The 20,452-nt window shown below is 53.8% G+C and carries 14 protein-coding genes and 1 rRNA gene; 12 read left to right on the forward strand and 3 right to left on the reverse strand.

Annotated elements, in window-relative coordinates; translation table 11 throughout:
* Positions 1-12 precede the first annotated feature (12 nt).
* From R3C20_13665 to R3C20_13680, 4 genes are all read left to right on the forward strand, one after another.
* Positions 13-1,332, forward strand: coding sequence for a coproporphyrinogen-III oxidase family protein (locus R3C20_13665; GenBank protein ID MEZ6041548.1), 1,320 nt, complete (start codon positions 13-15; stop codon positions 1,330-1,332).
* Between the two features lie 612 nt (positions 1,333-1,944).
* The gene (locus R3C20_13670) at positions 1,945-2,880 is read left to right on the forward strand and encodes an NHL repeat-containing protein (protein ID MEZ6041549.1); all 936 of its coding nucleotides are present in this window, start codon (positions 1,945-1,947) and stop codon (positions 2,878-2,880) included.
* 60 nt (positions 2,881-2,940) lie between these two features.
* Complete coding sequence (locus R3C20_13675; protein ID MEZ6041550.1) at positions 2,941-3,915, forward strand: PQQ-binding-like beta-propeller repeat protein; 975 nt, start codon at positions 2,941-2,943, stop codon at positions 3,913-3,915.
* Between the two features lie 324 nt (positions 3,916-4,239).
* Positions 4,240-5,283: a ferrochelatase gene (locus tag R3C20_13680; GenBank protein ID MEZ6041551.1), complete on the forward strand. Its 1,044-nt coding sequence runs from the start codon at positions 4,240-4,242 to the stop codon at positions 5,281-5,283.
* Between the two features lie 17 nt (positions 5,284-5,300).
* Here the strand turns inward: R3C20_13680 and R3C20_13685 are convergent, their stop codons facing one another.
* Positions 5,301-7,664: a dienelactone hydrolase family protein gene (locus R3C20_13685; GenBank protein MEZ6041552.1), complete on the reverse strand. Its 2,364-nt coding sequence runs from the start codon at positions 7,662-7,664 to the stop codon at positions 5,301-5,303.
* 12 nt (positions 7,665-7,676) lie between these two features.
* The gene (locus R3C20_13690) at positions 7,677-8,618 is read right to left on the reverse strand and encodes a sugar phosphate isomerase/epimerase (protein MEZ6041553.1); all 942 of its coding nucleotides are present in this window, start codon (positions 8,616-8,618) and stop codon (positions 7,677-7,679) included.
* A 33-nt stretch (positions 8,619-8,651) separates the two neighbouring features.
* Between R3C20_13690 and R3C20_13695 the strand changes: the two genes are divergently transcribed.
* From R3C20_13695 to R3C20_13705, 3 genes are all read left to right on the forward strand, one after another.
* Positions 8,652-9,455, forward strand: a complete 804-nt coding sequence (locus R3C20_13695; GenBank protein MEZ6041554.1) for a Nif3-like dinuclear metal center hexameric protein — start codon at positions 8,652-8,654, stop codon at positions 9,453-9,455.
* Entirely contained in the window at positions 9,452-9,865 is a 414-nt protein-coding gene (locus tag R3C20_13700) for a DUF983 domain-containing protein (GenBank protein ID MEZ6041555.1), read from the forward strand. The genes R3C20_13695 and R3C20_13700 overlap by 4 nt, the downstream gene beginning before the upstream one ends.
* Positions 9,866-10,171: 306 nt before the next feature.
* Positions 10,172-11,686 (forward strand): 16S ribosomal RNA (locus R3C20_13705).
* Between the two features lie 625 nt (positions 11,687-12,311).
* Here R3C20_13705 and R3C20_13710 read toward each other — a convergent pair.
* Positions 12,312-14,522, reverse strand: coding sequence for an alpha/beta hydrolase fold domain-containing protein (locus tag R3C20_13710; GenBank protein MEZ6041556.1), 2,211 nt, complete (start codon positions 14,520-14,522; stop codon positions 12,312-12,314).
* A gap of 237 nt (positions 14,523-14,759) precedes the next feature.
* Here R3C20_13710 and R3C20_13715 point away from each other — a divergent pair, with 237 nt between their 5' ends.
* From R3C20_13715 to R3C20_13735, 5 genes are all read left to right on the forward strand, one after another.
* On the forward strand, positions 14,760-15,944 hold the full coding sequence (locus R3C20_13715; protein ID MEZ6041557.1) for an SGNH/GDSL hydrolase family protein: 1,185 nt from the start codon (positions 14,760-14,762) through the stop codon (positions 15,942-15,944).
* Between the two features lie 64 nt (positions 15,945-16,008).
* On the forward strand, positions 16,009-16,731 hold the full coding sequence (locus tag R3C20_13720) for an RraA family protein (GenBank protein MEZ6041558.1): 723 nt from the start codon (positions 16,009-16,011) through the stop codon (positions 16,729-16,731).
* Between the two features lie 222 nt (positions 16,732-16,953).
* Positions 16,954-18,411 carry a sulfatase gene (locus tag R3C20_13725; GenBank protein ID MEZ6041559.1) on the forward strand — a complete coding sequence of 486 codons (1,458 nt, stop codon included), beginning with the start codon at positions 16,954-16,956 and terminating at the stop codon, positions 18,409-18,411.
* A 210-nt stretch (positions 18,412-18,621) separates the two neighbouring features.
* Positions 18,622-19,740 (forward strand): M48 family metallopeptidase, encoded by a 1,119-nt coding sequence (locus R3C20_13730; protein MEZ6041560.1) that lies wholly within the window; start codon positions 18,622-18,624, stop codon positions 19,738-19,740.
* Between the two features lie 37 nt (positions 19,741-19,777).
* A complete protein-coding gene (locus tag R3C20_13735) occupies positions 19,778-20,434 on the forward strand; it encodes a TIGR00266 family protein (protein MEZ6041561.1) in 657 nt (218 codons plus the stop codon).
* Positions 20,435-20,452: the final 18 nt, after the last annotated feature.

Consider the following 20,452-nt stretch of genomic DNA (forward strand, 5'->3'; position numbering starts at 1 on the left):
AGTTCTTCCGCCATGTCGACCGCCGAAACACCTCAGACGACTGAAGTTGGCAGCTACTTTATTTCCAACTACCCACCGTTCTCACTGTGGACAAACGAACGCGTCCCGGAAGTGATGTCGGTCTTTGACAAATCCGTCGAAGACACACGGCAGACACCGCTGGGCCTGTACATTCATATTCCGTTTTGTCGCAAACGATGTCGATTTTGCTACTTCCGCGTCTATACCAATCAAAACGCGAAAGCGATCGAAGACTACGTCCAGTCGCTGATTCGCGAAATTGAACTGGTCAGTCAGAAGAGCGCCGTCGCCGGTAGGGAACTTTTGTTTGTTTACTTCGGCGGTGGCACACCTTCCTACCTGAGTTCCAAACAACTGCGTTCGCTGCGTGAGCGCATGAGCGAATTCATCACATGGGAGAATGCAGAAGAAGTGACGTTCGAGTGCGAACCTGGCACGCTGAGTCTCGAGAAACTCCAGACGCTTCGAGACATCGGCGTTACCAGAATCTCCCTGGGCGTCGAAAACTTCGATGACCGGATTCTGGAGGAAAACGGTCGAGCGCATCTGTCGCCGGAAGTATTCCGGGCGTATGACTGGATCCAGCAGGTTGGTTTCTCTCAGGTGAACATCGACCTGATTGCGGGGATGATCGGAGAGAACGACGAAAACTGGCAGAAGTGCATCGACAAAGCTCTGGAAATGAAACCAGATAACATCACCATCTACCAGATGGAACTGCCGTTCAACACCGTCATCTCCAGGGAGATGAAAGAGCAGGGACTGGCCTCTCCGATTGCTGACTGGCCAACGAAACGACGGTGGGTGAATCAGGCCATGGATCAGCTGACTGAGGCCGGATTTCATATCAGCAGCGGTAACGAACTCGTCCGTAACACCGATACAGATCGGTTTGTCTACCGGGATAACGTTTGGCGGGGTTGTGATCTGATCGCAACCGGAGTTTCGTCGTTTGGCCACTTTCAGGGAGTTCACTATCAGAATCTCGACAAGATCGAAGATTACATGGAAACAGTGAACACAGGCGTCTTGCCTATCAATCGTGCCATGTCCCCAACGTCCCATCAGCTCCTGATTCGCGAATTTGTACTCCTGATGAAAGAAGGCTTTGTCGATACAGACCGCATTTCCAAAAAGTACGGAGTAGACGTCCTGAGCGAATTTGCCGTCGCCCTCCAGAACCAGCAAACAGCCGGTTACCTGACGGTGGACGGATCAACCGTTCGGCTCACACGAAAAGGCCTCCTTCAGGTGGACAGCCTGTTGCCCGAGTACTTTGAACCTCAACACCGAGCGGTTCGATACACCTGAGAACGACGGCGTGGGTCTCATTCGGTGACAGACGGAGCGATCCGATGCGGGGCGATGCGTGCCGCAAATCGAACTCGGCCAAAGAAATCTGCTGTTCGGATCTCTGCCGAGATCGACTTTGCTCAGAACGCAGGATAAAGCGAACCGCCTGCGCCGCGCATAAAAAAACCTCACCAGAACGGTGGTGCATCACAACTGTTGACACCCAGAGAAATCATAGGTGGGCACCCGACGCCCGGGTCATGTGATCCGAAACATGGTCGGCGTGACAGTCGGCCGGAATCAGACCGGGTTCCCTGTTGGGTAAAATCTGTAGGGTCAACTTGGTATGCAGCCAGCAGTGCTGGTAGAGGTCATGCACAGAGTGCACTCGGTGACGATAGACACTGGCCGGTCGTTTCGCAAGAGATTGTTTGAACACACTGAACAATTCGATCGGTGAAATTCGTGACAAGCCGCAGACTTTGAAAATGCTCGGCGAATCCTGCATCTTCTGCGAACGCCATGCAGTGAACTGGTACACATTCGCATGCCAACCGTGTATCTTTTTCTACCATTCTCGCTCCGAAATCGTTTTCGCAGGCTTACCCCATTTCAAAGTACGAATCTGCAATGAAACAATACCCTGTTTTCATCGCCGTTGTGTTCGCGCTGGCCGCGTTTGCAACCGGCCAATCGATTGTCTCAGCACAGGATGCGAACGATAAGCCGCTGGTCAGCGAATTTCAGTATCCACTGGCAGTCGCCGCAGCTCCCGATGGCACAGTTTTCGTCGCTGACCGCACAATGCCCGGGATCTGGAAACTGACAGAGGGTAAGAAGTCTGTTTTCTTTCAGGCCTCCAAACGTTTCCGAACACCCTTAAATGCCGTACGGTGCCTGGCCTTCGACCACGAAGGAAAACTTCTGGCAGGCGACTCGTCCACGCGCGAAGTCTATCGATTCGATGATCAAGGCCAGCCACAACCGCTCACAAATGGCTGGATCGGAATTCCCATGGCCATCGCGGTTGCTCCGGATGGCACCATTTACACGGCCGACCTGGAACTTCATCGCATCTGGAAAATGCCAGCCGAAGGTTCAAAAGAACCCGAAGAATTTGCGGTCATCAATTCACCACGGGGGCTGACACTGGATCCGGAGGGCAATTTGTGGGTCCTGTCAACATCCAGCAAGAATGGTCAGATTCAAAAAGTGAAACCCGACGGAACGATTGAATTCTTTATCAAGGGACACCCATTCAACCTGCCCCACAACATTGTCCGTACCGATGATGGTTCGTTCTTTGTCACAGACAACTACGAACACTGTGTCTGGAAGATAACAGCAGACGGTCAAAAGCAACAATGGATTGCAGGGGCCCCCATGGATCGACCAGTGGGGCTATGCCGCAGTGGCGAGAATCTACTGATCGCAGATCCCCACATTCGAACCATATTTTCGCTGGCTCCGGACAAGACTCTCTCTGTACTGGCCAGCTCACCCGTCGATCCTCCGGCAAACCTGAAGCCAACTCTGGCCAAAGAAAAACCAGCTGACGACAAGTAATAAAGATCAGTAACCTTAAAACAAGATCTGATACCCCACTACCGTTTGACGGATTCTTTCATGATTTCTTCTCGTCATCTGCGCATGATCGCCCTCTCGCTCTTGAGCACTGTTGGTTGTTCCATCCATTGTCTGGCCGATGAAACTCGCAGCTTTGTCGCAGCCGATTCGTCAAGAAAACGAATTGCAATCGTTGACGAATCCGGCCAGACCAAATGGGAACACAAAATTGGTCCGTTGCACGATCTTCACGTCCTTCCGAATGGCAACGTGCTGTTCCAGGATTCATGGACACACGTACTTGAAGTCAATCCGGCAACAGATGAAATCATTTGGGACTACGAAGCCAGGAAAGCACCAGGAAACGAAGGAAAGCGCATCGAAATCCACGCGTTTCAGCGTCTGGACAATGGGAACACAATGGTGGTTGAGTCCGGTACTAGCCGCATTCTTGAACTCGACTCCCAAAATAAAGTGCTTGTGGAAATTCCGCTCAAAGTTTCGAAACCCGATGCTCATCGCGATACACGACTCGTCCGCAAACTCACCAACGGCAACTACCTGGTTTGCCACGAAGGCGATGGACTTGTGCGCGAGTACAATTCGCAGGGTCAAACCGTGTGGGAATTTGCGGTTCCGCTGTTTGGTCGTCAACCCTCTCCCGGGCATGGTGTTGATGCGTTTGGTAACCAATGCTTCACTGCGTTGCGTTTGGCAAACGGGAACACTTTGATTGCAACCGGCAATGGGCATGGAATTATCGAAGTTACACCTGCAGGACAGGATGTCTGGAGTGTTCATCAGAATGATCTGCCCGGAATCCAGTTGGCATGGGTCACTTCGCTTCAGGTACTTCCCAACGGAAATATCCTCATCAACAACTGCCACGCAGGCCCCGAAAATCCTCAACTGATTGAGATCGATCGACAAAAACGAGTCGTTTGGACATTCCGGGATTTTGATCGGTTTGGCGATTCCACGACCAATTCGCAGATCCTGACCAGCAATGGCAAACCGGTTCGCGGCATCCGATGAATGCGTGACCCGCTTCCGAAAGGACGGCTAACTGTCCGTTGAAAAACCGGGACAGGAACGCAGGACGACTGGAAACCAACATGTTCTTAGGGTCTCCTGTTCAAGCCATTCCCGTTTTTCAACAGGCTGCTGAACACCAGACCCATCACGACGTACAGAATAATTTTGCCAACTCCGTCAGGAGCGGCTGCCGATGTTTCACTGCCACGCCGGGAAAACGTGTCCGGATCAACAATCGTAACTGCCAACGGTTGTTAAGTAGAACATCATCCCACGGTTTGACGCTCAACTTCGAAGCAACTGCCCCCCATCAAAGCCACAAAGATGCAAGACTTTGACGCGATTCTGATCCTGTCGTTCGGTGGCCCCGAAAAGCCCGAAGATGTCATCCCTTTCCTCGAAAATGTCCTGCGCGGAAAGCCCGTCCCACGCGAACGGATGCTGGAAGTGGCCGAGCATTACTATCATTTTGGTGGTGTCAGCCCAATCAACGAACAGTGTCGGGACCTCATTTCGAAACTGAAACCCGAACTGCAACAAAATGGAATTGACCTGCCCGTTTACTGGGGCAATCGCAACTGGATCCCGCTTCTGCCAGACACCATTCGACAGATGAAGGACGACGGAGTCCGGCGTCCACTGGTTTACATTACCTCAGGCTTCAGCTGCTATTCGGGATGTCGGCAATACCGCGAGAATATTATCTCAGCCCTGAAAGAAGCAGACGCAGAAAGCATGCAGGTTGGCAAACTGCGAGTCTTCTATAACCATCCGGACTTCATTTCGGTTGTCTGCGAACACGTACAGGACGCCATCCGTCAGATCCACCAAAACAACCCATCGAATGACAATCATCCGCCATCGGTTCCCATTGCCTTCACAGCGCACAGCATCCCCGCTTCGATGGCCAACACCTCTGACTACGTGAAGCAAATTTCTGAGTCATGTCGGCTGGTGGCGGAAGAACTCAATATCGATCCGTCTCTCTGGAACCTTGTATATCAGAGTCGAAGTGGACGTCCCCAGGATCCGTGGCTGGAGCCCGATATTCTGGATCACATCCGGCACATGCATTCGCTGGGACACAGGCAGATTGTGGTTTGCCCGATCGGCTTTCTTTCCGATCACATGGAAGTCCTGTACGACCTGGATGACGAAGCCAGGAAGTTGTGTGACGAACTGGGGATGACAATGAGCCGGGCGAAGACGCCGGGATCACACCCCACGTTCATCACCATGATCCGTAAACTGATTCAGGAGCGGATTGCATCCGCACCCAGAGAGTGTCTGGGACAGTACGGCCCAAACCACGACGTTTGCCCTGACGACTGCTGCCCCGCTCCGACGAGACCACTAGGACGGCCTTAGCGTTAGGCTGCCATCAACTACTCAGGTGCCGGCCACTGCAAATGTCGGTGCAGGAAGTTGAAAGTGCCCTGTCCGTTGATGGTGTGTGGACCAACAAACCATTCAATCTCTGCGTGATGCCCAATTCCCAGCTTCGCGGCATACAGGTGTCGTACTTTGGCGAATTCGTGAGCAACCCAGTGATCTTCGCCAACACCATCAAAGTGGCCTCGTTCGACCATGAACGGTCGTGGACAAATTAACGCAGCCATCTCTGCATAGTTGAATGTGCTGCCAAGATCCCATTCGAAGATCTCATATTCTCCTGTCCAGATGTAACTGAAGTTCTCACGAGTGCTCGCGTTCTTCAGCACCCATTCGTTAAAGTCGGCGCTGCAGATGGACAGACAGTAATCGGTGACGAGTGCAGGGATACGCATGGCCGACTTGCCGCCGTAGCTGAGGCCGTAAAATGCGATGCGGTCGCTGTCGACAAACGGCTGCGTCTTCAGCCAGTTTACGATCTGTTGATGCTGAGGCACGATGATCGAGAAGAGCGATTTGCCCAGAGGCTGTGCCTTGCGCTGCAGTGTTCGAAATCGATCTGTGAAGATGTAAGGATTCTGCGGAGCGAACGTGATGAAGCCTCGTTCGCACAGCTTCGCGGCGAAGTCATGATAAGCTCGATGGTCGTCAAGAAAGGTGTCCGTTGGTCGACCTTCCAGGCCATGCTGGCACACAACAACCGGACGTTTCTCTCCAGGCTTGAGGTCTTTGGGAAGCAACAGCACACCGTAGGCGAACACATCCGGAAAGACGTCAAGCACGACTTCATGCCCCGTCCATTTGTCGGTGTCCCATGATTTCCGTGATCGAGCATTGAACGGCAGTAGCGGCTGATCGAATTCGCCGATGACGTCTTTGCGAAAGATGTCGCGATACTGCTCAACGGATTTCTCATAGGCTTCGACCGATGACGTATCCAGCTTCGCCATGAACTCTTTGCGAACAAACGGACTCTCACGAAGCAACGCCTGGTTGTGACGATCGATCTGCTTGAGGATGCGGATTTCGCGTGATTTTGAGCGAGCAATCAACTGTGCTGTTTCGGGCTCCCCAATCCTTTCCGACCCTGCCCCAATTGCAGGACTGAGATGCACTTGTTGAAAGTCCGCTGACATGCGGTCAATGAATGTAAGAAAAGTGATCGTCGTTGAAGCTCCATCGGTCATTTCAGTGTTGGCACGATAAAAAACGTGTCGTTCCCAATTGATTGGAGCAAGCCTGGCAAGTGTCCGCCGAAACTGTTTCGCGGCCAATTGATCTTCTACCACTGTGAGGCTTGCCGGGCCTCCGCCATTCCCTTCCAGGATCATTTCCGGCCCCCGGGATTGTTCGACGATCAAACCTCGAGGTGCGATCAATGCGGCAAGTTCCTGCTCGCCGAAGTTCTTTAGCAAGCCCGCAAAATTTCGATCGATCGGTTCCTTCCAGGATTGTTCCCGGGGGCCGAAGAATCCGCTGACACACGTCACGTCGATTCGTGTGTCCAGACCACCGGAAAACAGCGCCAGCATCCCGCCTTCACCGTAACCCAGGACTCCGATGGCATTGTCGGGATCAGATTCAGAATACCAGTCGACCAGGCTCAGCGTCATTTGCACTTCATAGCCTGCGAGAGTTCGGCCGAGCTCGAACGCCGCTCGATGCAGGTATTCACGGTTCGTCAGGTCGGCGCGGCCAAGTCGTTTTTCCCGATGACGACTGATCAACTGCGGTACCACAACTCGACAACCGGCTTCGGCCAGATGACGAGCCACCTGCGACTCTTCTGCGATGCCCGCGACCAGGCCGCATATCTGTTCAGGCGATTGATCCGCGTCCGGCAGCACGATTACGTTAGCGACTGTCTCACCCTTCGGAGTCAGCAGCAATCCTTCTCCATAGATCGATGCCAGTCCAGCTCCCTGTGGCGTCGGATCACTCAGCACCGGCCAGCGAATGACCTGCACCGTGAACTTGTCCGACTGAGCAATCACCACATCGCCCCCAACGGGCACGATGACTTCAGGTGCGGAAAACGACATGCGAGCGTCGCGGATGCCGAGACACTTTGCAAGCTTGTCCCGATGTGGTTTGAGCGATGCTTCGTATGCCTCAGGCGACGACGTGTCGACCATAAAGCGTTCCGCGCGAGTGGCAGCAGCCTTTTCGATTTCCTTCAGCAGGAAGCGATCAATCCCGTCCACCATCTGCGAAGCCAGGTCGCCTTCGATTGTCAGCGGAGCCGTTCGTTCCGGTAAGATCGACTCCTGAGCGCTGGCGAAGGTGAAGACACTCAGGTTCGTGAGAATCAGAAGAGCCGTTCGCCGGATTTGATTCGTTTGCTGTGCCGCTGGCATGTCGGGTTCCTGTCATGAAAAACTGATCAGCTGCCTTATTTTTTCAACACCTCGCCGAACATCATCCGCTCGTTGATCCCCTCCAGCGCGCTCGATGCAGATCCAGCCAGTGTAATCCGCTTCGCTCAGCGTGGGCAGCAATTCGGTCCAGTCAACGACCCCATCTCCCACAGCCACTTCAGCACCCGTCCCATCCATATCACGCAGCGCATCCCGGGCTCGGATGTATCCCACTGAAGCATAAAGTTCGCGGAACGATTTCACCGGCTGTCCGCCGCTCATCACAACAGCTGCCGGATCGAAGACAATCTGAATTGGCCCGCTCGTGACCTGATTAAGAAGCGAGCGAACCCGGTCCGCCTGGAAGGAGGCCAGCTGTAACTGCAGCGTACACCCCACATGATTCCCTTCGCGTGCCAGGTCATTCAGGATCTCCGCCAGCATGTGGAACTGCTGTGCCGACGTCATCTCCTTTCGAATCAGCTCTGTGGGCGCGAACGAGAATGGATTCGCCAGAGAATCCACCTCGGCGTTTGTCGGGGCGTCCTTTGTTCGAACGGTTTCTTCACTTTGCGGATCCGGGATCTGCCCACACCGAACCAGTAATTCCTGTGTCCCGAGCTTTCGCACCTGACCCATCGCCGCGCGAATACCCTGAAGCCTTCGTTCGAGGTTTTGCTGTTCGTATAACGGACGACGAGAAGGAAAAAGCACTCCCGCAACTCGCATCTGTCGTTCTTCAACCCGCAGTCGTAACTGACGCAATGCGGTATCCGAAAACTCTTCGGATGGTATTTCCGTCCGAGCATTCAGCCGCAATCCGTCAACCTCGCACGCCCCCGCCTGCTGGATAGCCTGACGAAGTGGTTTTCCAAAATCTTCTGTCGCAACGGCTAATCGCACGTTTCCCTGCCTTCTTCGCTCTACGCATTCCGGATAAAACAACTTGACCACTCAACCACAACCTTCAGATCAACTGGCCAAATTATGACAACCGTTGGAGAGGTTTGCGATTTCCTGAACGAATTCGCACCGCTGAATCTGGCTGAATCCTGGGACAATGTCGGCCTGCTTATCGGGCGGTCGGACCGCATTGTTTCACGAATCATGACGTGCCTGACGCTCACCCCGGACATCGCCACGGAAGCGATCGCATCAAAAACCAACCTGATCGTATCACATCATCCTGTTCTTTTTCGTGGCACAAAGCGACTCAGCGATGCCACAATCGAAGGGGATATGCTTCTGAAACTCATCGAAACCGGAATCGCGGTTTACAGCCCGCATACCGCGTTCGACAGTGCTCGTGAAGGAATCAACCAGCAAATCGCGAACGCACTTGGCCTGCAGGATGTACGGCCGCTGAACTATTTTTCACCGGAATCTCCGGACGGAAGCGGACGTTGGGGGGTCCTTCCTGAAGTCATTTCCATTCAAGAACTTCTGGATCGTGTCCGGCAAACCCTCGGTGCCAAACACCTGGAATACTGCGGCAATGGCAGAGAACACGTGCGGCAGCTGGCGATCGGATGCGGGGCCGCAGAAAGTTTTCTGTCTGAGGCGATTGCAAACCACTGTGACACCTTCATTACTGGTGAAGCCCGATTTCACACCGTGCTGGAGGCACGTTCGAAAGGCGTCAATCTGATCCTGACCGGTCACTACCACAGCGAACGTCCTGCGGTCGAGACTCTGGCAAAAAAAATCGCCGCCGCCTTTCCTGTGCTGGAAGTGTTTGCGAGCATGCAGGAGTGCAATCCGCTCTCGCTCTGGACTGGAAACGACCCATGACCTCCTCCCAAGACTCATCTCACGACACCAGTTCTGAATTTCCAGGATTTGCGCAGTCCCTGCTGCGTGCCGCCAGACTCCGATGTCCACTCTGTGCGAAAGGTTCGCTCTTCCGTGGACTTCTTCGAATGCATGAGAAATGCGAGCACTGCCATTTTAAGTTTGAACGCGCACCGGGCTATTTTCTTGGTTCCACCTACATCAACTATGGATTAACAGCCGGCATCACGACGGCCAGCTATGTGTTGCTGCACTTCGTCCTGAGAATTCCCAATTCTGCTTTGTTACCTGGGTTAGTGGCATTTTGCGCCATTTTCCCTTTTGTTTTCTTCCGCTACGCCCGATCACTGTGGCTGTCCATCGATTGTTACTTTGACCGGACGGGGCTTGAAGAAGCCCGTCATCAGTGAAAAAGTTTCAATCGCAGGAGCGTGGCAAGAAACGGGAAGGTGACGCTTGACAGCGGAACTGATAACGTTAGACTTCCCCGCTCGCCTGACGGAGGCCGAAGAGTCTTCGGGGCGAAACCGATCTTTGACAACATGGTTGAGAATGTGAGCCTGTGAGTTTTGTGCACTAGGTAAATTGTTGGTCGTTCTTTGACCGGAACGACAAACAGGTATTAAACCACTCTTGTTTTGTAGTCAGTCTCAAAATGGTGTCACGCCCGTGGCACTGGCTTCTTCGGAAGCAGTTTTGATGCTGATTCAAGCATATTTTTGAAGGGTTTGATCCTGGCTCAGAATGAACGTTGGCGGCGTGGATTAGGCATGCAAGTCGAGCCGCTCATAGCAATATGGGAGCGGCGAACGGCGTAGTAATGCATCGGAACGTACCCTTCGGTCGGGGATAGCCACGGGAAACTGTGGGTAATACCCGATGATATCTGCGGATCAAAGGTGAGATTCCGCCGGAGGAGCGGCTGATGTGATATTAGCTTGATGGTGGGGTAATGGCCTACCATGGCGATGATGTCTAGGGGTGTGAGAGCATGGCCCCACGACCGGAACTGAGACACTGTCCGGACACCTACGGGTGGCTGCAGTCGAGAATCTTCCGCAATGGACGAAAGTCTGACGGAGCGACGCCGCGTGCGGGATGAAGGCCCTTGGGTTGTAAACCGCTGTCAGAGGGGATGAAATCATGGTTGGCTATCCTTCCATGTTGACAGAGCCTCAGAGGAAGCACGGGCTAAGTACGTGCCAGCAGCCGCGGTAACACGTACTGTGCGAACGTTATTCGGAATCACTGGGCTTAAAGGGTGCGTAGGCGGCGAATCAAGTCAGGTGTGAAATGCCGGAGCTCAACTGCGGCATTGCGCTGAAACTGATTTGCTTGAGTATTTCAGGGGTGTGGGGAACTGCCAGTGGAGCGGTGAAATGTGTTGATATTGGCAGGAACACCGGAGGCGAAAGCGCCACACTGGGGAATAACTGACGCTGAGGCACGAAAGCCAGGGAGCGAACGGGATTAGATACCCCGGTAGTCCTGGCTGTAAACGATGAGTACTGGGCGGAAGGAAGTTCGCTTCTTTCTGCCGTAGTGAAAACGTTAAGTACTCCGCCTGGGGAGTATGGTCGCAAGGCTGAAACTCAAAGGAATTGACGGGGGCTCACACAAGCGGTGGAGCATGTGGCTTAATTCGAGGCAACGCGAAGAACCTTATCCTGGACTTGACATGCACGGATTAACTCTGTGAAAGCAGAGCCACGCCTTCGGGTGGAACGTGCACAGGTGCTGCATGGCTGTCGTCAGCTCGTGTCGTGAGACGTCGCGTTAAGTCGCTTAACGAGCGCAACCCTTGTCCTTAGTTGCCAGCATTCAGTTGGGGACTCTAAGGAGACCGCCGGTGTCAAACCGGAGGAAGGTGGGGACGACGTCAAGTCATCATGGCCTTTATGTCCAGGGCTGCACACGTCATACAATGCGGCGTACAAAGGGCAGCGAACCCGCGAGGGCAAGCTAATCTCAAAAAGCGTCGCTCAGTTCGGATTGCAGGCTGCAACTCGCCTGCATGAAGCTGGAATCGCTAGTAATCGCAGGTCAGCTATACTGCGGTGAATATGTTCCTGAGCCTTGTACACACCGCCCGTCAAGCCACGAAAGCGGGGGGCGCCTAAAGTCGCTGTGCTAACTCTTCGGAGAGGCAGGTGCCTAGGGCGAACTTCGTGATTGGGACTAAGTCGTAACAAGGTAGCCGTAGGGGAACCTGCGGCTGGATCACCTCCTTTCTAAGGATGATTGATGGCTCTCTGAGCTTTCCGTACAGAAAGCAGACCCATCTACCAAAAAGAAATCCTGGTACGACAAAACCACACTGACATTCTCAACCTGTTTATACAACGCAAAAAGGCGAGAGCTCCTTCATCGGACTCTCGCCTTTTTCTGTGCGCTGCGTCAAAAAATGGCTCACCTTACAGCGTGACTTCTCCCCAACATCGCAACCAGCTGTCCGTTGAAAAACCTGCACGCGGGACGGCAGTCAACCGTCGTGTTTTAAAATCCCTTGCTCGAGCCAGTCCCGTTTTCAACAGGTTGCTGGCGGTGATGTCCGTTTCCAGGCGAAGCCGTCGGGAATAAAACTGCGACAGCTGCAGACACGCTTGCATGGTCGAAGCATCTTTCAATCCGGAAAATGCATTGCTCGAGCCCTCATTCCTGCAACAGGGTTTATGGCCATCGGCAAATCTGGAAATTGTGCCGTCGCTCTTCTCCCAGCGAGTCAGACTTCTTCTCTGCTGGAAGATCAAATGGCATGCCACCGCTCCTCAGTTCTGTCGTCCATACTGTTTTGAATTTTCTTATCACAGATGGATGGTTCAACTCGCGGTCACCTGATCCGCCGATGGCACACCGCTATTCTGACAAGTCAGCGTTTGCCACGAATGAAAGGATTCGAGCGGCGGTGCCAGTGCTTTGTGGATGAGCTCCCTCTGCAATGCGAACAGTCACAAGATGTTCACCGGGCCCCAATTGACTGCCAAAGAGAACCGTTCTGGGATAGTGAAGCCCTTTGCTGTGGTGATGAAAAAGTTCGATGGTTTCCCAATCCTCCTCATCAATTCGGACCTGCAGCTGCCCTGCATCAGGTCCCGCCAGTACCCAGGCTCCGACGGCATCTCCGCGAAATCGAAATTTCAACTGCGATCCGGGTATCAAGCTGCAGCAGAATTCATCAGCTGCGAAGCGACTTCGAAAGCTTCCCGGGATTCTCTTCCAGTCCGGTTTCTCGAGTTTCCAGCCGGGCCCCAGGTCTAAGTCCTGGTGAGAGACAAGTTCTCCATGATCGAAGCACCCTTCAGCCAGCGGTTTCGCGGGCATCTCATAATCCTCCTGCCGGAAGACTTTCGATTCCGCTCGAATGGACGACCACCCAGCCGTCAGAACTTCTGCTACCAGATCCGCAGCAAGCTGATTTCCAATGGGACCAGGGTGAGTACCTCCGAATTGTTCCCACGTTAACTGATTCGTCGAAATCCGGCGGGCGACTTCCCGCGCCACATAGACAGATGAAATTCCGTAGTACCGCGCCAGACGCTCATGTTGCTGAGAGCTGAGCGGTTCAGTCCCATCCTGAATCTGCTTCAACATGTCCGGGTTCACAAAATGAACCATGACGATGTCTGCATTCGGATTATGTGTTCGGGTGTGGCGAAGAATACCCTCCATCCCCAGCAGGCAGTTTTCGGGAGAATGATGGGCATCCTGATCATCGTTTACCGCAAACTCCACAATCAGGAGATCGACGGGCCCTCTTGAAAGAACATCACGCTGCAGACGGAACGCGCCAGTATGCGAACAGGTTGACGCGATACCGGCATTCGTAAAGTCAAATTCCGCTTCAGGAAACTGAGTCGTCAGCCAACGTTCGACGATCGGTCGAAAACCGTTCATTTCTGTGATCGATCCGCCAAGGAACGCCACATGCCCCTTCTTGCTGTGATTAAATTGCCGAAAGCTGTGTGCCAGACTTCCCCGAATCGACACGCTGTCGCGATCAACCACTGGAACTGTTGGCGGGCCTTCAATCCAATTCAATGAAGTCAGAAACTGGTCCATTCGCAACATCGTTCGAAGGTTCCACTGAATCTGCCTGTCCGTCTTTTCAGAATCCGCCCCACTTGTCGACGGCTGGTTCCTCACGTTGAAGAATCCGTGGCCAGCCCCTTCGTACACGGCCAGTTCACAGCGGTTCCCGGCATCAGTCATGGCTTTGACAAATGGCCGAATCGTTGCGATCGGCACGGTATTGTCTTCCAACCCATGCAGAATCAATGTGGGAGGCTGATTGGCCTGAACGTTGTGTAACGGTGACAACTCCCGCCCTGGTACGCCCATTCGCAGTTCCAGATCAGCGAATTTCTGCTCATCCCAGTCACCCGAATCGATTCCATCCATCGGCGCAAGCATCAGGGCCGGATTGAACAGAATCATCGCGTTTGGTTTTGATGAAATACTCTTATCCTCTTCGGCAGAATCAAATGCATTCAGCAGACCGGTACACGCTGCAATATGACCTCCGGCTGACCCACCGGCTGCGGCAATTTGGCCAGAATCTACGCCCAGCATTTGTGCGTTTTGCCGGACCCAGCGGATGGCAGACTTGGCGTCTTCGACGCAATCGACGGCCTTCACATTGTGTCGCGCGGCCACCCTGTAGTCGCAGGTAATCGCAACCACTCCTCTGGAAGCAAGATACTCGCACTGCCTCTGAAACTGTTGCGGAGTACCTGAACGCCACCCACCGCCGAAGAAGAATACAACGCATGGTCGAGCCGACTTTGCCGACCCTTCAGGTTCATAGACCCAGGCCTTCAATTCGACAGTGTCGACTTTCTTGTAGGTGAATGCCCTGGCGTCAGGGAGCTCCGGAGGGTACGCCCAGGCCGTCGACTGGCTGCGTCGATTCTGCTGAATCGTTTGCTGGGAGAAGGCGGTGGCGGTCAGGAACACAGGAAGGCAAGCGCAAGCCATCATCAGGGCAAACTGCCGGGAAGAAAAGAGCATATACCTCACCAGGACCTTTCGAGCGTCTGACTGGATTTGCGGAACAAGAATCTTTGTCACTCTGTGTGCTGAGAAAATTGGCGGCTGCAAATATTGAGGAACTTTGGGCAGAATTGAAAGCCGCTGGCCCGGTGGGTTTGCTCTTTGAGTCCCGCAACTTTCTGCAATCGCGCGAAGAGCGGTCGCCGAACACAACAGGATTTCAGTGCATCCTGTGACAATCGCGGTGACATTTGCCATGATCCCGTATCTGCGCTCAATCGAATTATGTCATTCTTGCCCCGAGGAACCCCCACCATGTCTGAAGAAACTGCCGGGTCAGCTCGAACTCTGACCCGCCGATCGTTCCTGACCCGATCCTCAGCAATTTCACTGCTGGGGCAATCCGCTTTGACTGCTGGACTTTTCGCGGCGGCCAATTCGGCCAGAGGTGCAACCCTGCTGCAGGATGCGGACGAGTCCGAGGGCGACGGAATTCAATGGCATGATGTCCGGGACTGGGGACTCGAAGGTCGTGGCTACAGTGATACCGAAAGCTACTTTGATCGTCTTCCCGCACGCGCGAAGGGAATCGTCCGTAGCGCTGTTTGGGGGTTAAGCCGACACTCAGCAGGTATGATGGTCCGCTTCCGAACCAATGCCACAGCCATCCATACCGATCATGCGGTGACTTCTTCAAACCTGTCCATGCCCCATATGCCGGCCACGGGAGTCAGCGGTCTGGACCTGTATGCACAGGACACGGATGCGTCATGGAAGTGGGTGGCTGTCACGCGACCAGCATCACAGGAAATGAACGGGCAAATTGTCAGTGGACTGGACGAAGGAACGCGGAACTTCTCTGTGTATCTACCACTATACAACGGCACCAGCCGGCTCCGGATTGGTGTCCCCAAAGGATCAACTTTCGAACCCATTGCCCCGCGCACCGGTAAACCAATTGTCTTCTACGGCACTTCTATTACCCACGGCGCATGTGCCTCCAGACCAGGGATGCCTCACCCGGCAATTCTTGGTCGGCGCCTGGATTGTCCGGTCATCAACCTGGGATTTTCCGGAAACGGCAAAATGGAGGCAACAGTGGGCCAGTTCCTCACAGAACTTGATCCGGCCGCATACGTCATCGACTGCCTTCCAAACATGAGTGCAGCCGAAGTGACATCCAATACCATACCCCTTGTGAAACAGCTGCGCGCAGCGCATCCAAAAGTCCCTTTAGTCCTTGTTGAGGATCGCTCGTACCCTGCCGGGTGGATCAAGCGATCCATGCTTGACCGAAACCTGAGCAGTCGAGAAGCGCTCAAAAAACAATATCAGCTTCTGCTCGAGGCCGGAGTAGAGGGACTCTATTACGTCGACGGGGAGTCACTTCTGAGCCAGGACCGTGATGATACCACAGACGGCTCCCATCCATCCGATCTTGGCTTCTACCGTCACGCTGATGCTATGGAACCCATCCTGCGACAAGCCATGAATGTTTAAGCGTGCGCACCGCAGCTGAGAGTCCTGTTTCCATTTCCTCAAGCCACCCATTGCGAGGAATCAGATGTCCGCCGACCAGTCCAGCAATCCGCAGCTTCAATCCGGCACACTCAGCCCAACTGTCTCGAAGGAGCTGAGCATCACGCTCGAGATGATGCGTGAGCAGTTGACCGTTCCGCTCTTGTGTGATGCCCTGGACGCGGCTGGCTATCGCCATCAGTCGCCACGTCTTCCACTGTTTCCAATGACCGTCCCGGACCTCATGCTGATTGGCCGCGTCCGCACAATGCTCTGGTCAGACATGGCGCACATTGACCCCGAGCCCTACAAACTGGAACTAACAGCGGTTGATTCCTGTCAGCCGAACGACGTTCTCGTTTGTGCCGCTGGCGGGTCGATGCGATCCGGCATCTGGGGAGAGTTACTGACCACCGCCGCTCGCAATGCAGGATGTGTTGGAGTCATCGTGGATGGCGCAGTTCGGGATGTCGCACAGATGGCGCGCATGCAGTTTCCAGTCTTCGCTCGCGGCGTATGCCCCTATGACAGTCGCGATCGCCAACGTGTCGTAGACTTCGACGTACCAGTGGAGCTGGACGGTGTCCGTGCAGAACCCGGGGACTTAATTGCCGCCGATCAGGACGGTCTTGTGATTGTCCCACGAAGAATTGAAGTGGAAATCGTAAAAAGCGCATGGGAAAAAGCTCATGCCGAAAACCAGGTCCGCGATGCCATCCGAAATGGCATGTCGGCCACAACAGCTTTTGAAACCTTCGGTGTGCTTTAGCTGTCCGTTGAAGAACCGGGACAGGCATTCAGGACGACAGGAAACCATCGTGTTTTACGGTCTCCTGCTCGAGCCAGTCCCGTTTTCCAACAGGCTGTCAGGTTAGAATCCTTCCGAAACTCATAACGCGCGGAGACTCCACTTCTGCGAATTTCAGATGATGACTCTTACGATCAGTGTGTCTTTCACATGAGATCCTGCCTCCGAGAACGGAACTGCAAAATGATCGATTCAAACCCTCATCCATCCGGCAGACTTCGATCCTCGATGACAACCGGAACCTGTGCGGCGATGATCAGCCTGTTTCTCCTGTCAGACGTGATGACTGAGGCGGAAGAGTCGAAGCCGAACATCATTTTCATCCTGTGTGATAACCTCGGCTATGGTGACATTGGCTGTTTTGGCTCGACACTTCACAAAACTCCAAATGTCGACCAAATGGCAAGAGAGGGGCTGAAGCTCACGAGTTTCTATTCCGCCAGTGGAGTATGCACCCCATCGCGCGCGGCACTGATGACGGGTTGTTATCCGCCCCGAGTCGGACTTCATCTGACGGATCCGGACGGTGCAGTTCTCAGACCTGTTTCGCCAAATGGTCTGCATCCTGATGAAGTCACCATTGCCGAAGTATTGAAACGTGCGGGATACTCGACCGCGTGTATCGGAAAATGGCATCTGGGTGACCAGCCTGCCTTCCTGCCAACACGACAGGGCTTTGATCAGTACTTCGGAATTCCCTACAGCGATGACATGACTCCGCGTGAGGGTCAGCCATGGCCCGATCTGCCCCTGATGCGTCAGGATTCTGTCATCGAAGCCCCCGTCGACCGAGACCTGCTAACAAAACGTTACACCGAAGACTCCATTCGTTTCATTCACGAAAACAAGGATCGCCCGTTCTTTCTGTATTTGCCGCACGCAATGCCCGGCAGCACGGCCACTCCATACGCAAGCGATGAATTCCGCGGGAAATCATCAAATGGGAAGTGGGGCGATTCTGTTGAAGAAATCGACTGGTCGACGGGCCGCATTCTTTCCGCTCTGAAACAGCTGGATCTCGAAAGCAACACGATCATCGTCTGGACGTCCGACAACGGGGCACCCCGGCGAAATCCCGTTCAGGGAAGCAATCGTCCGCTCAGCGGATGGGGTTATTCAACGATGGAAGGTGGCATGCGCGTCCCATGTGTTGTTCGCTGGAAGGGTGTGATTCCGGCAGATTCAGTCAGCGATGAAATTACGACAATGATGGATTGGTTTCCAACATTTGCGTCACTGGCCGGTGTCTCCCTCGAATCGAATCCCGCAATTGACGGAAAAGACATCAGCTCACTTCTGAAGCAGCCAGACGAAACAAAGTCACCGCACGATATTTTTCTGTATTACTTCCGTGACCAGTTGCAGGCGATCCGCGATCGTCGATGGAAACTGCATCTGGCCCGTGAGGACAGGCAGGTCAATCTGAAAGGTGGCACCCAGCCCGTGAAGGCCCGGTTGTTCGACCTGAATCAGAACCTTGCCGAAGACGATGACCTCGCAGACATACATCCGGAAATCGTCGAACGATTGACTTCTCTCGCAAAACGCAGCGTTGAAGAACTTGGCGACAATGGGGTCACAGGCAGGGGACAGCGAGCTGCCGGTCGGGTCGAATCACCAACACCTCGCACATTGAAATGAACCGGACTGGAAAATTTATTTGTGACAGACCACCCGCCTGAATTCGCACGATTCCGAATGTTTCTTCGTTGCACTTCTTTTTAAGGGCCTTCAGCCTGGGTAAGCTGGTCGTCCGGAAATTGCGGTCGCGGAAGACAAAAACTCTTTCTCGCCGCGTCTGAATTGATGTCACAACGAGGGCCTTCATCAGAAGCCCGGAAACAACCTTGTATGCACGACCAGACTTTTTTCTCCGGCGGAGTCTTCAGCGATACCATTGACGGTGGTCGTGCCGGAGCCGACATCGAACTGCAGCTCGACGGCGTGCATGCCACCACCAGTGCTGGCGAACGTTTTTTCCTTCGATTCAGCGAACTCAATGTTGATATCGGTGGTTACAACGATCGAATGATCTTCTGTCGCAATGCAGATCGCAGTGTTACGATTTTCTGCGACGACAAGAAGTTTCCGAAAAGTCTTTCGGAGCTATCCTGTGGAGTTCTCGACGAACAACTGCATCTGAAAAAGAAGAAGCTGAAGGCACAGGCGTGGCAGGGCCGTGGGATGTTCATGGTTGCATCGATCGCCATGGTCGTCGGCCTGTTTGCACTGTACTTCGGTATCAAAGTGGCCGGGGCAGCTGCGGTACAAGCGCTGCCAGTCAGTGTGGATCGACAGATCGGCGAACGCAGCTACGACGCGATGAATCTGGGTCGGAAAGAAATCCACGATGCGACCGTCGTCGACGCGATACAGCAAATGGTCGATCGACTTTCTCCGCACGCGGCACTCCAGGGGCTCGAATTCGAAGTGCACGTGATTGACTCCGAAGAGGTCAATGCATTTGCCCTTCCTGGCGGCATTATTGTTGTTTACACAGGCCTGATCGAAGTCGCTGAACGTCCGGAACAGGTTGCTGGTGTCATCGCCCATGAAATCTCACACGCAACACTCCGGCACGGTCTTCAGCGTGTGAGTCAGTCCCTGGGCTTGACGGCGGCGGCCGGACTGCTGCTGGGAGACGTTCAGGGATTGTTTGTTCTGGCGACAGAACTGTTTCAACTGGCCACGATCAACAGCTACAGTCGCGGTCAGGAAACAGCCGCCGACACAGAAGGCGTCCGAATGCTGCATGCAGCCGGGATTGATCCGCTGAGCCTTGCGGAATTCTTTGAGATCATGAAGAAAGAGGGACCAGAATTACCGGATGGACTTGGCTGGATCAGTACCCACCCGGAACATGAAGCTCGCATCATGAATGTTCGTAGTCAACTGGCAACTCTTGCCCCGCAGGAATACAAAGGGTTTGATATCGACTGGGACGACGTCAAATCCCGCATTGAAAAATAGAACCTGTTTACTCTCCGGATGGAAAGTGCTTTCATCAATGGAATCAGAAATCCGAAACCGGCCGTCTTTTGCAAACATCCGCATTCATCTGGAGGCCGGTGAGCAAATCATCGCTGAAGCTGATGCGATGGCCAGCATGAGCGCAACAATCGATATGACGACGCGGTGGAGCGGCGGAGTCATCAAAGGCATTGCGCGACGTGTCTTTGGAAGTGAATCGATGTTTGTAAACGTCTTTTCCACTGACACGGAAGGCGAGCTTGTTCTGACACAGCCGTTCCCCGGAGACATTGAATGTCTCGAATTGAAGGGCAATACGATGTTCCTTCAGCCGGGAGCATTCATTGCCTGTGATCCGGGTGTGAAAATGACTCTCGCATGGGCCGGTATCAAAATGGCAATTGCTGGTGAAGGACTCTTCCGTTTGAAAGTGAGTGGAGAAGGTCGTGTCTGGTTCGGTGCCTACGGTGGCATCTTCGTACGCGAAGTAGACGATGAATACATCGTCGATACCGGACACCTTGTTGCCTATGAGCCATCCGTCGGTGTTCGGATAGGAATGGCGGGCGGTATATTCTCCAGTTTCTTCAGCGGCGAAGGTCTCATCGCGCGGATATCCGGACCTGGCCGCATTTACATGCAGTCACGTTCGTTTGGTGGCCTGACAGCATGGACCAACTCGCATCTCTGGTAACAACGTGTCTGTCTTTTT

It is taken from the genome of Planctomycetaceae bacterium, from assembly GCA_041398825.1.
Lineage (GTDB): Bacteria > Planctomycetota > Planctomycetia > Planctomycetales > Planctomycetaceae > F1-80-MAGs062.